10 protein-coding genes are annotated in these 12627 nt (G+C 63.2%); 8 read left to right on the top strand and 2 right to left on the bottom strand.

The genetic code is table 11. The annotated features are described in order from the left end of the window. From ybgF to QFZ88_RS11860, 4 genes are all read left to right on the top strand, one after another. On the top strand, positions 1 to 1092 hold the full coding sequence (ybgF, locus tag QFZ88_RS11875; protein ID WP_024922922.1) for a tol-pal system protein YbgF: 1092 nt from the start codon (positions 1 to 3) through the stop codon (positions 1090 to 1092). A gap of 65 nt (positions 1093 to 1157) precedes the next feature. Next, the gene (tilS, locus tag QFZ88_RS11870) at positions 1158 to 2459 is read left to right on the top strand and encodes a tRNA lysidine(34) synthetase TilS (protein ID WP_307417441.1); all 1302 of its coding nucleotides are present in this window, start codon (positions 1158 to 1160) and stop codon (positions 2457 to 2459) included. Between the two features lie 102 nt (positions 2460 to 2561). Next, positions 2562 to 4496: an ATP-dependent zinc metalloprotease FtsH gene (gene ftsH / locus QFZ88_RS11865; protein WP_024922920.1), complete on the top strand. Its 1935-nt coding sequence runs from the start codon at positions 2562 to 2564 to the stop codon at positions 4494 to 4496. Positions 4497 to 4744: 248 nt separating this feature from the next. Next, entirely contained in the window at positions 4745 to 6316 is a 1572-nt protein-coding gene (locus QFZ88_RS11860) for a cation:proton antiporter (protein ID WP_024922919.1), read from the top strand. A 79-nt stretch (positions 6317 to 6395) separates the two neighbouring features. Here the strand turns inward: QFZ88_RS11860 and QFZ88_RS11855 are convergent, their stop codons facing one another. After that, positions 6396 to 7232, bottom strand: a complete 837-nt coding sequence (locus QFZ88_RS11855) for a hypothetical protein (protein ID WP_024922918.1) — start codon at positions 7230 to 7232, stop codon at positions 6396 to 6398. 254 nt (positions 7233 to 7486) lie between these two features. On the opposite strand from QFZ88_RS11855, the gene glmM reads away from it, so the two are divergent. The 3 genes from glmM (at position 7487) to QFZ88_RS11840 (ending at position 10586) form a co-directional block, all read left to right on the top strand. Then, positions 7487 to 8839, top strand: a complete 1353-nt coding sequence (glmM, locus tag QFZ88_RS11850; protein ID WP_024922917.1) for a phosphoglucosamine mutase — start codon at positions 7487 to 7489, stop codon at positions 8837 to 8839. A gap of 218 nt (positions 8840 to 9057) precedes the next feature. Beyond that, positions 9058 to 9891 carry an outer membrane protein gene (locus QFZ88_RS11845; protein ID WP_024922916.1) on the top strand — a complete coding sequence of 278 codons (834 nt, stop codon included), beginning with the start codon at positions 9058 to 9060 and terminating at the stop codon, positions 9889 to 9891. Between the two features lie 299 nt (positions 9892 to 10190). Then, positions 10191 to 10586: a hypothetical protein gene (locus QFZ88_RS11840; RefSeq protein ID WP_024922915.1), complete on the top strand. Its 396-nt coding sequence runs from the start codon at positions 10191 to 10193 to the stop codon at positions 10584 to 10586. 56 nt (positions 10587 to 10642) lie between these two features. Here QFZ88_RS11840 and QFZ88_RS11835 read toward each other — a convergent pair whose 3' ends face one another. Then, positions 10643 to 10996, bottom strand: a complete 354-nt coding sequence (locus QFZ88_RS11835) for a DUF1304 domain-containing protein (protein ID WP_024922914.1) — start codon at positions 10994 to 10996, stop codon at positions 10643 to 10645. A 135-nt stretch (positions 10997 to 11131) separates the two neighbouring features. Between QFZ88_RS11835 and QFZ88_RS11830 the strand changes: the two genes are divergently transcribed. Continuing rightward, complete coding sequence (locus QFZ88_RS11830; RefSeq protein WP_024922913.1) at positions 11132 to 12619, top strand: carboxypeptidase M32; 1488 nt, start codon at positions 11132 to 11134, stop codon at positions 12617 to 12619. Positions 12620 to 12627 lie beyond the last annotated feature (8 nt).

Below are 12627 nucleotides of genomic sequence, written 5' to 3'. Positions count from 1 at the left end.
ATGCATTTCAGAACAATCCTGAGCGGGACGCTTGCCGTTCTTCTCACAGCGAGTGTCGTCGCACCCGCCTGGGCGGCCGGACCGGTGCGCACCACCGAGGACGGCTTTTCGTTCAAACTGCCCAGCATCAATCTGCCGGGTGTCTTTGGCGGACAGTCGAAGAAGTCCGACGACGTCCAGCTTGCGCAGGCTGGCGGCACCGTAGGGCTGGAAGACCAGATCCGGCAGATGAACGGCAAGATCGAGGAGCTGAACTTCCAAATCCTGCAGCTGCAGGAGCAACTGCGCAAATCACAGGAAGACAACGAGTTCCGCTTTCAGCAGATCGAGCAGGGTGGCGGCGCCTCGCACAAGAAGTCCGATGCCGCTACCGGCAACAGCAGCGTGGCGCAGGCGCCCGCTGCAACAACACCCAAGGTGCCGGCGACCGCCGGCACCCATGCCGCAGGAACGTCACAGACCGCTGCCCAACCGCAGCCGGCCGACCAGGCTTCTTCCGGGGATCAGGTCGGCGACCTGATCATCGATTCGGGAAATGGCGATCCGGGGAAGCTCGTCCCGGGTCAGCAGTCCAAGTCGTTCGGGACCATTACCGTCGACAAGAACGGCAATGTGGTGACCGCACAGCCGCCGGCCGACATCCCGAGCGCTCCGGCGACATCCCAGGCGCCTTCGGGCGGTGCAGTTGTCGCATCCTTGCCGAGCACCAACAGCCCGGAGGAGCTCTACCGCAACTCCTATCAGTTCATCCTGTCCGGGGACTACAACACCGCCGAACAGGGGTTTCGCCAGCATATCGAACGTTTCCCGACCGATGCGAAAGCTGCCGACGCCCACTATTGGCTGGGCGAGGCTCTGCTCGGCCAGCAGAAATATCGCGACGCCGCCGAAGTTTTCCTTGGCGCGAGCAAGGACTATTCGAAGTCCAAGAAGGCGCCTGACATGATGCTGAAGCTCGGCATCTCCCTGATGGGTCTCAAGCAGCGCGACGTCGCTTGCGCCACCTTCGCCGAAATCGGCAAGCGTTATCCCGATGCCACCAGCGCGCTCAAGGAACGCGTCAAGCAGGAGCGGGCGCTCGCCTCGTGCTGATGGCGCATATCGGGCCGCTTTCTGAACATCCGCTTTTCTCGCATATCGACTTCGGCCAGGGCGCCGTGGCCGCCGTTTCGGGCGGCAGTGATTCGACCGCGCTTCTGGTTCTCCTGAAAGATCACCTCGACCGTTCCGTCCCGTCGGCCCGGCTGCTCGCCGTCACGGTGGATCATGGGCTGCGCCCGGATTCCATCGCGGAAGCGCAAGAGGTCGCCCGTTTGTGTGCCAGGCTCGGTATTGCTCATCGCATCGTCGTCTGGGAGGGAGCCAAACCCTCGACCGGATTGCCCGCGGCGGCGCGCGAGGCCCGCTATCGGCTGCTTGCCGACGCCGCGCGGCATGCCGGCCTTGGGATGGTGTTGACCGGCCATACCGCGGACGACCAGGCTGAAACCGTCCTGATGAGGCAGGCGCGGGATCAGGGGCGTGGCCTTGCCGGCATGGCCCCGGCAACGCTTTTCGACGGAGATATTTGGATCCTTCGCCCGCTTCTGGCAGAGCGGCGCGATGCGCTGCGCACCCTGTTGCGCGCGCGCGGCCTTGGCTGGATCGACGATCCGACCAATGTCGACGGCCGGTTCGAGCGTCCTCGCCTGCGCACCGCTCTCGGTAGCGACGGCCGGCGCTTCGACGAACTCTTCGCAATCGCCGGAAAGGCCGCGGCTGAGCGGGAATATCTCGGCCGCCGCGCGGCCAGATTGATCGATGTCCACGCGAGCCGCCCGACCCGTGGCCTGATCCGCCTAGACCCGGTCTTCGCGAACACAGATGATCCAGCGGCCTCCATCTACGCGCTGCGGGTTTTGTTGGCCGTCGTCGGAGGCATCTCGTTCCTGCCGGACGAGGAGCGCGCGACCGTGCTTTTCCATCGTCTCAAGGGTTTGGGACATCGCGCTACATTGTCGCGGACGGTAGCCGACAGTCGCCGCTCGGGCATCTTTCTGCGCCGCGAAACGCGAGGCCTGCCCACTGACATGCCCGCCGTGTCCGACACGGTTTGGGATGGCCGATACCGCATCACTTTCAACGACGCCGCAAGGGATTGCGTGATCGCGCCATTCGGCCAAATGGCTGCAAAAACCTTCGCCGATGAAACGGTGTCGGGGACGCCTTCAAGCTTGTTTTACGCGGCGTTGGCTACAGAACCCGCACTTTGGCGGGACGGCACGTGCCTTGGACTTGTCGGGGAGGCCGGAAAACCAACGGTTGGAGCAGCGTTGCCCATTGCCTCACCTTTCGCCCGTTTCCTGCCGGGCTTCGATCTTGGCCTTGCTCGGGCGGTGGCGAAGCTCATCGGCGGGGCGGTCGTTGGAGAGCCACCATTGGTCGTCCGTCGTGGCGCGAAAGCGACGGCGAATGCTTAACCGAGCCATGTTGTTATGCTTGGCAAGGGGGTGCGCTCTCCCTATGTTAAGCGCAACACTTCAAAGATCAGCGCCCATGATCGGGCGCCAACGGGACAATCGATGAATCCGAACTATCGCAACCTGGCGCTCTGGGCGATCATAGCGGTCCTGCTCATCGCTCTTTTCAATCTCTTCCAGACGCCGCAGACGCGTGGCGCGTCGACCGACGTTCCCTATTCGCAGTTCCTGCAGGATGTAGCGTCCGGCCGCGTCAAGACGGTGACGATCGCCGGCGACCGTATCAGCGGCACCTATGCCGACAGCGCAGCAGGCTTCCAGACCTACTCACCCGGCGACCAGTCTCTGGTCTCGCGGCTTGAGGAAAAGAACGTCGTCATCAACGCTCGTCCCGAGACCGACGGTTCCAACACCTTGTTCGGTTACCTGATCTCGTGGCTGCCGATGATCCTGATCCTCGGCGTGTGGATTTTCTTCATGCGCCAGATGCAGTCCGGCTCTGGCCGTGCCATGGGCTTCGGCAAGTCCAAAGCCAAGCTTCTCACCGAAGCGCATGGCCGCGTCACCTTCCAGGATGTCGCCGGCGTGGACGAGGCCAAGCAGGACCTCGAGGAGATCGTGGAGTTCCTGCGCGATCCGCAGAAGTTCCAGCGCCTGGGCGGCAAGATCCCGCGCGGCGTGCTGCTCGTCGGCCCTCCCGGCACTGGCAAGACGCTTCTGGCCCGCTCGGTCGCTGGTGAAGCCAATGTGCCGTTCTTCACCATTTCGGGTTCCGACTTCGTCGAAATGTTCGTCGGCGTCGGCGCGAGCCGTGTCCGCGACATGTTCGAGCAGGCCAAGAAGAATGCGCCCTGCATCATCTTCATCGACGAAATCGATGCCGTCGGTCGTCACCGCGGCGCCGGTCTCGGCGGCGGCAATGACGAGCGCGAGCAAACGCTGAACCAGCTGCTGGTCGAGATGGACGGCTTCGAGGCCAACGAGTCGATCATCCTGATCGCCGCCACCAACCGTCCCGACGTTCTCGACCCGGCGCTGCTGCGTCCGGGCCGCTTCGACCGTCAGGTCGTGGTTCCGAACCCGGATATCGTCGGCCGCGAGAAGATCCTCAAGGTCCATGTCCGCAACGTACCGCTGGCGCCGAATGTCGACCTGAAGACGGTCGCGCGCGGCACCCCCGGCTTCTCGGGCGCCGACCTGATGAACCTCGTCAACGAATCCGCCTTGATGGCGGCGCGGCGCAACAAGCGTCTCGTCACCATGCAGGAGTTCGAGGATGCCAAGGACAAGATCATGATGGGCGCCGAGCGCCGCTCCTCGGCTATGACCCAGGCCGAGAAGGAGCTGACCGCCTATCACGAGTCCGGCCATGCCATCTTGGCGCTCAACGTGCCGGCCGCCGACCCGCTGCACAAGGCGACCATCATTCCGCGCGGACGCGCGCTCGGCATGGTCATGCAGCTGCCGGAAGGCGACCGCTACTCGATGAGCTACAAATACATGATCTCGCGCCTGGCCATCATGATGGGTGGCCGCGTGGCGGAAGAGTTCAAGTTCGGCAAGGAGAACATCACCTCCGGCGCCTCTTCGGACATCGAGCAGGCGACCAAGCTGGCGCGCGCCATGGTGACGCGCTGGGGCTTCTCCGACAAGCTCGGCCACGTCGCCTACGGCGAAAACCAGGAAGAGGTCTTCCTCGGCCATTCGGTGGCGCGCACGCAGAACGTCTCGGAAGAGACCGCGCAGATCATCGACGCCGAAGTGCGCCGCCTGATCGACGAGGCCTATTCGACCGCCAGAACGATCCTGACCAAGAAGAAGAAGGACTGGATCGCGCTGGCCGAAGGCCTGCTCGAATACGAGACGCTGTCGGGCGAGGAGATCAAGCAGCTGATCGCCGGCCAGAAGCCGTCGCGCGATCTCGGCGACGATACCCCGACTTCGCGTGGCTCCGCCGTGCCGAAGGCCGGTACGGGTGGTCGCCGCAAGAAGGGCCCCGAGGCTGAAGGTGGCATGGAGCCGCAGCCTTCGAGCTAATCGGCACCGGTCCCTATCCAACATGAAAACGCCGCGACCTGTTCGCGGCGTTTTCTTTTTGTAGGTTCCCGATGGTTTGTGGTGACCAGGGGAAACGTGGCCAGAGAAGAAACGCCGAAAATCGTCGGGCGTCGAAGGCAGGAGACGGGTCCTGACATCGTCGTTATTGTCGCTGGCGAACCCGCGCGTGCGCCGGCCGTGATTGTCGGAAATTCGCACGAACGAACTCTATCCGGCGTGGCAACTCCATGCAGACATTCCAGTGGATCATCGTTCTCCTGCTCGGAGCGGCATTGCTCTCGACGCTGGCGCGGCGCGTTGGTGCGCCCTATCCCACGTTCCTGGCCATCGGCGGCGTTCTGATCCCGTTTCTGCCGAACAGCCCACAATGGACGCTTGATCCCCATCTGGCGCTGACCCTTTTCGTCGCGCCGGTGCTGGTCGATTCCGCCTACGACACGTCGTTGCGGGACTTGCGCGACAACTGGTTGCCGGTCGCCGGTCTCGTACTCGTGGCGGTGGGCTTGACGACGCTCACCGTCGCTCTCGCCGCGCGCTGGCTGGTACCCGGAATGTCCTGGCCTGTCGCCGTTGCGCTCGGCGCCATCGTGGCGCCACCCGATGCGGCCGCGGCAACCGCCGTCATGCGGCAGGTCAAGCTGCCGCATCGCCTCCTGAAGATCCTCGAGGGCGAGAGCCTGCTCAACGATGCCAGCGCCCTGCTTCTCTACAAGCTCGCCATCATGGCGGTGCTGGCGGGCGGGCTTTCGGTGTCGAGTGGCACGCCGGTTTTTCTGCTGACAGTCTTCGGAAGTGTGGTGGCCGGATATCTCCTGGCGCGTGTGCTGATGCCGTTCACAAGTACCCGCGATTTTCCGACCTCGATCATCGTTCAGTTCGCCACCACCTTCGGCGTCTGGATTGCCGCCGAGGCGATTGGCCTGTCCGGCATTCTGACCATCGTCGTGTATGCCATGACCATCGCCAATTCGCGTGGGCCGCACATGCCGGCGAGGCTGCGCGTGCCGGTCTATGCTGTCTGGGAAGCAGCCGTCTTCATTCTCAATGCAATGGCTTTCGTGTTGATCGGCATGCAGCTCGGCCCGATCTGGAAGCAGCTGACACCTGACATGCGCAGCAACTATGTGTTGTTCGCCGCGACCATTCTTGCCGTCGTCATCCTGACGCGTTTTGCCTGGGTGATGAGCTACAACAAACTGATCCGCTGGCGTATCGAACGCTACGGCTTCAACCCGCCAAGGCCAATGGCGCGACCGACGCGCGAGGGTGGCATTGTCGTTTCCTGGGCGGGCATGCGCGGCATCGTCACGCTCGCTGCGGCGTTCTCCATTCCTGAGGTGCTGCGCGACAGTTCGCCTTTTCCGCATCGCGATCTCATTCTCTTCACCGCGTTTGCCGTCGTCTTCGGAACGCTGGTGCTGCAGGGGCTGACGTTGAAGCCGCTGATCCTATGGCTCGGCCTGTCCGACAACGATCCCGTCGGCCAGGAAGTGCTGCATGGGCGCATCGAGGCCTACCGGGCAGCGGTCGCCTCGATCGGAGAAGAAGACAGCCTCGCAGCCAAATTGTTGCGCAAGGAGTACGGCGCCGTCATAGAACTTTGCGAGGTTGGTATGCAGCCGCGCCAGACCGTCGGTCTGCCGGGCGGTGCCTTGCGGCTACAGGCGATCTCGGCTGCCCGCGCCCGTGCAATCGAACTGAGGCGAAGCTTCGTTATCGGCGACGATGCTTACCATGTCCTGGAGGAAGAATTCGATTGGGCGGAACTCAGTGCCGTCGGGCGAAGCGAACCGGCCTGAGCTCGGTCAAAAGAAAAACCCGCGGACCGGAATCCGCGGGTTCGATTTGTCGGGCTTTGCCAGCCTCGCTTTGGGGCGATCAGCCCTTCAGCTTGGCATTGCAGAGGCTGTAATAGCCGCCGCCCTTCTGGATCCACTTCAAGCCGCCGAGCGCATTGGCGTCCTTGGCGGCATAATACTGGTCAAGGCAGGTGTGCATGCGAGCCTTGCCGGCAGTCTCCGACGAATATTTCGGCGAGACGGCGGTCGGGAACTTCACGCCGCTCGGAGCCTTCGCGGTCGGGGTTTCCGGCTCGTTGGTGTAGTTGGCTTCCTGCGGGTTCGGCACGGATTCGTCGTCGGCAGCGCCGGCGCCGCAATTGGCCTTGCGGAAGTCGTTCCACTTCTGGCTGCCCAGCGTACCGCCGCTCTTGGCTGCCTGGTACTTGGTCGAGCATTCGGCCATGCTGAGGCCCTTGCCGCCAGCAGCGGCGGTATCGGCAGGCTTCGCGGTGGTCTTCGCAGCCGGCTTCATGGTGTCGGTCGCTGCCGCAGCGGCGCCAGCGGCGCACTGGGTCTTGCGGAAGTCGTTCCACTTCATGCCGTTGAGGGTACCGGCAGCCTTGGCAGCCTGATACTTAGCCGAGCATTCCTTGGCCGTCAGGCCCTGGCCGGCCGAGTCGGCGGCGGCTGTCTTGGCTTTCTTCGCCGGCTTGGTGGTGTCCTGCGTGGCCGCAGGCGTCGCCGTCGCGCTGGCGTCGGTGCCGCACTGAGCCTTGCGGAACTGGTTCCACGTCTGGCCCGACAGCGTGCCGGCATCCTTGGCGGCGTTATACTTGGTGCTACATTCGGCCATCGTGAGGGCGCTGGCTGGCTGAGCCAGGAACAACGTCACGACGGCAAGGCCCGTCAAAGTTGCAATACGATCGATGAGCATAGCGTTCTCTCCGTTGTGCCACTCACAATCAATCCCATGCGAGCAATAGCGCGCAACCGATGGTTACGCCAGTGTCGGCAGCCGCATTTCCTCCCGCACTATCGGCGAGCATTGTGACCAGTATGTCACATTTTTGGCGGGACAACGAATTTCTAACAATCGTGACACAAGATAACACAATGTGATGGCCTGGCGTGGGGCAGATGTGGCATTAGCTGCCTTCGGGCAGACAGGCAGGCAGGGATCAAAAGTAAATGTCGGGACGTTATTTCGGGACTGATGGTATTCGCGGTCGCGCCAACAAGTTTCCCATGACGGCCGAAATCGCGATGAAAGTCGGCATGGCCGCCGGTCTCTCGTTCCAACGTGGCAGTCACCGCCATCGCGTCGTGCTGGGCAAGGATACACGTCTCTCCGGCTACATGATCGAGAACGCCCTGGTCGCCGGCCTTTGCGCCGCCGGCATGGACGTCTTCCTGCTCGGCCCGATCCCGACACCGGCGGTCGCCATGCTGGTCCGCTCGTTGCGCGCCGACATCGGCGTCATGATCTCGGCCTCGCACAACCCTTACTATGACAACGGCATCAAGCTGTTCGGCCCGGACGGCTACAAGCTTTCCGACGAGATCGAGGAGCGCATCGAGGCGATGCTCGACGAGGATGTCGAGATGGCGCTGGCGGATTCCGACAGCCTCGGTCGCGCCAAGCGTGTCGATGGCGTGCATGACCGCTACATCGAATTCGCCAAACGGACGCTGCCGCGCGCCATGTCGCTGTCGGGTCTGCGCATCGTTGTCGACTGCGCCAACGGTGCCGCCTACAAGGTGGCGCCGGCCGCGCTTTGGGAACTTGGCGCCGACGTCGTCGCCATCAATGTCGATCCGAATGGCTTCAACATCAACAAGGACTGCGGTTCCACCCATCCGGCCGACCTGCAGAAGAAGGTGCACGAAGTACGCGCCGACATCGGTATCGCGCTGGACGGCGACGCCGACCGGGTCGTGATCGTCGACGAGAACGGCGTGGTCGTGGATGGCGACCAGATCATGGCGCTGATCGCGGAGTCCTGGCACCAGAATGGCCGCCTGGCAGGCGGCGGCGTGGTTTCCACGGTGATGTCCAACCTCGGCCTCGAACGCTTCCTGACCGGTATGAAGCTGCAGCTGCACCGTACCAAGGTGGGCGACCGTCACGTGGTCGAACATATGCGCGCGCATGGCCTCAATGTCGGCGGCGAACAGTCCGGCCACATCGTCCTTTCCGATTTTTCGACCACGGGCGACGGCCTGGTCTCGGCCCTGCAAGTGCTGGCTTGCGTCAAGCGTCAGAACCGCCCGGTCAGCGAACTGCTCAAGAAATTCGAGCCGGTGCCGCAATTGCTCAAGAATGTGCGCTTCTCCGGCGGCAAGCCGCTCGAGGAAGCACCGGTCAAGGCCGCGATCGAGGAAGCGCAGAACCGGCTCGGCAAGAAGGGCCGACTGGTCATTCGCCCCTCCGGCACCGAGCCGCTCATCCGCGTCATGGCCGAAGGCGACGACCCCAAGCTGGTCGAAGACGTCGTCAACGACATCGTTGGCGTGATCTCGCAAGCACGCAGCGCCGCGTAAATCTTCACCGCAACTTCAGACGCTCCTTTGAAACGCCCGCCTCTGGCGGGCTTTTTGTTGTGTGCCTAAGAGCTCGATGTCTAAGCGCAAGCAATCTTAGAGATTCATAGTTAATCAGCACGGTTAAACGCGTCTTAACCTTTGCAATTCATTATCCACACCCGAGGTCAATCGCATTCGGGCACGTTCCGTGCTCCGACGTCTCAAGGGTGACAAGGATGTTCAATTTCGGAAGAGGGGCAGTCCTCGCAGGCCTGCTGTCCGGTCTCGCCATGCCGGCGTTGGCGGCGGATTTGCCGGAGCCGCCGGTGGTGGAGGCTCCGCAGCCTGCCGCGCCCGTTTATGAAGAAGCCGATTATGGCGGCTGGTATATCCGCGGCGACCTCGGCTATCGCAAGTCCACCATGCGCGGCGCCGACTACATCCTCTATGGCGCACCCGGCATTGTTGGCCATTTCGACAGCCACGAATTGAAGGGCGGCTTCTCGATCGGCGGCGGCGTCGGCTACCAGGTGACCAAATACTTCCGCACCGACGTGACGCTCGATTACTGGTCGAAGACCAAGTTCAACGGCAGCACCTCTGGCTTCTGCGGCACCGGCCTGCCCTGTACATCGAGCGACACCAGCTCTTATTCGGCGCTGTTGCTGTTGGCCAACGCCTATGTCGACATCGGCACCTGGCACGGCATCACCCCTTATGTCGGCGCCGGTATCGGCGGCGCGAACCTCAAGTGGAACAGCCTGATCAACAAGGATCCGGACGGCGAGTTCGAGCATGAAGGGAAAAGCAGCTGGCGCTTCGCTTACGCCCTCATGGCAGGTGCCTCCTACTGCCTGACCGACAATGCCAAGCTCGATGTCGGCTACCGTTTCAGCCACATCAATGGCGGCCCGATGTTCGGCTACAAGGTCGGTGGCGGCCCGGGCTTCGACACCGGCATCAACTCGCACGAAGTGCGCGCCGGTCTGCGCTACCAGTTCGGCAGGTCGGATTGCGCGCCGCCTCCGCCGGTCTATGTGCCGGAGCCGGAGCCGGTCTACACCAAATAAATCCCTGCTCGAGACGTTCAGGAACCGCCCGGCATTGCCGGGCGGTTTCATTTTTGGAGCACCAAATCAATGCCGCTCGATCACGAACCGATCACGCTTCGATCACGCCAAGCTCGCTTTACTTCACGGTTGGTCACGTTCGCGACAGGCGCTGGAACGCCTGCGCTCCGCCTTCATTTCCCTGATGCGGGCCGGGTACCGCCGGCGCTCGGGGTGCAGCGCGACACGACGACACCGGACGGCCGATCAACAGGAAGCGGGAGGATTGAGCCGCTTCCCGATACCAGGGAGAAGCGACCATGCGTCGTATCAAGTCCAGGACCATCATCTTCGCCACCGTGCTCGCCGCGGTGCCTTTGACCGGCGCCTATGCGGCCAAGCATCACAAGGGCGCACTGGATGAGCCGGTAGCCATGGACACTTCGTTCGACGGCTCGCATCTGCGCGCCGCTCTCAACCAGCTCCAAGGTGTCGAGCAGGGCATCGCCGACGCCAAGCAAGGCAATTTGATCTCATCGGCCGAAGCTCACAAGCTGACGGCCTGGGCCAACCAGATTCGCCATGGCGCTTCGCGCACCGGTTATCGGCAGGTGCTGCAGCAAGTCGACGATCTCAACACCAGCCTGCTGAACGATACTGGCCAGAACATCAATATGGGCGACGGCTCGGACGGCGGCAGCTATCCGAACGGCTAGCGCCGGCTTTCATGGCAATTGTCTACGCCTCCGAGTCCGCCCGGAGGCGTTTGCGTTCACCAGCCCAGCCAGAGCGCAGCGAGCGCCAACGCGGCTGGAAGGGCCTGGATGTAGAGGATTTTCCGATTCGCTGTTGCCGCGCCATAGAGACCCGCGACGACAATACAGATGAGAAAGAAGGTTTTGACCTGGAAGCCGGCGCCGCCGAGATAAAGCCCCCAGACCAGACCGGCGGCAAGGAACCCGTTGTAGAGGCCCTGGTTGGCGGCAAGCACCTTCGACGCAGTGGCGAATTCCGGGGTCAGGCCAAAGGCCTTGTGGCCTCGCGGCGTGTCCCACAACACCATCTCCAGGTAGACGATATAGGCGTGAATCAGCGCGACCAGGCCGACAAGCACGTTGGCAATCATTGTCTCCCCCTCGGGTCCAAAGCGCTTTCATGTTCCCGCAGGCGAAAGCGTTGCGCAAGGGGCCGCGCAGGCTTGCAACGGCCTGCTCCTTGATGTCTGTTCGCGCCAACCCCGAACCGATCCCTGGTGAAAGCAATGTCCTTCAAGAAGCTTGACGAACTCGGCCACAAACTGGAAGCGCTGGAACACGCGCAAGCTATTCTGGGCGCCGACGAGGCCACCCACATGGCTGTTGGCGGTGGCGAGAAACGGGCCGAGGCGATGGCTACTCTAGCCGGGCTCTATCATCGCCAGGCGACGGCGCCGGAAGCGGCGGACTGGATTGCGGCGGCCAAGGCGGAGGCGCTGGATGCCGACCAGCAGGCGGCCCTGCGCGAGTTCGAGCGCCAATACGTCAATCTCACCTGCCTGCCGACGGAATTCGTCGAGCGGCAGACGGCCGCGCGGCTGCGTTCGGAACAGCTGTGGCGCGAACTGCGCGCGAAAAATGACTGGGCCGGGTTCCGGCCGGCGCTCGAGAACATCGTTTCGCTGGTGCGCGAGGAAGCGGGCTTGCGCGCCGGCGTGCTGGGGCTTTCACCCTATGATGCGCTGATGGAACAATACGATCCCGGCAATCGCGCCGCGGACATCGCTCCCGTCTTCGCCGAGCTCAAGACCTTCCTGAAGGACTTCGTGCCGGAAGCGCTGGCGGTGCAGGCCGAACGGCTGGCCAAGCGGCCGCTGAAGCCGCTTGGCGGTGTCTACCCGGTCGACAGACAGCGCGAACTGGGTCTAGCGATGATGGCGGCGGTCGGCTTCGATCTCGACCACGGCTCGCTTTCGGTCTCGCATCACCCGTTCTGCGGTGGCGTGCCGACCGACGTGCGCATCACCACGCGCTACAAGACGTCCGATTTCCTGTCGGCGCTGATGGGCGTCCTGCACGAGACCGGTCATGCGCTTTACGAGCAGAACCTGCCCAAGCAATGGCCGCATTGGCCGCTCGGCAAGGCGCGCGGCATGGCCGTGCACGAAAGCCAGAGCCTGTTCGTCGAAAAGCAGCTTGGCCGCAATCCGGCGTTCTGGCGCTGGGCGCTGCCAGTGGTCGAGAAGCATCTGGGCGAGGCCTGGACGCTGGATGATCTTCTGCCGCATGTGCACAAGGTCGAGCGCGGCCTGATCCGTGTCGACGCCGACGAAGTCACCTATCCGCTGCATGTCATCTTGCGCTTCGAACTGGAGCAGGACTTGGTCTCCGGCCGGCTCGAAGTCGCCGACCTGCCGGAAGCCTGGGACGCCAAGATGCGCGACTATCTCGGCCTTTCCACCATCGACAACGCGGCCGACGGGCCGATGCAGGACGTGCACTGGCCGTCTGCCGCGTTTGGCTATTTCCCGTCCTATACGCTCGGCGCCATGATGGCCGCCCAGCAATGGGCGGCGCTGACCGGGGAGCATCCGGCGGCCAACGAAGAGATCGCCCGTGGCGATTTTGGTGCCGTCAACGGCTGGCGCCGCGACCGTATCTGGTCGCAAGGCTCGCGCTATTCGACGCCTGAACTTTTGGAGCGCGCCACCGGCGAAAAACTCAACGCTGCGCATTTCATCGCGCATCTGAAGCAGCGCTACGGCAAGTCGTGATAGGGTCT

Origin of the sequence: Mesorhizobium sp. YL-MeA3-2017, assembly GCF_030814575.1 — a bacterium.
GTDB classification, from domain to species: Bacteria; Pseudomonadota; Alphaproteobacteria; order Rhizobiales; family Rhizobiaceae; genus Mesorhizobium; species Mesorhizobium terrae.
This window is presented reverse-complemented; position numbering and strand designations above follow the sequence as displayed.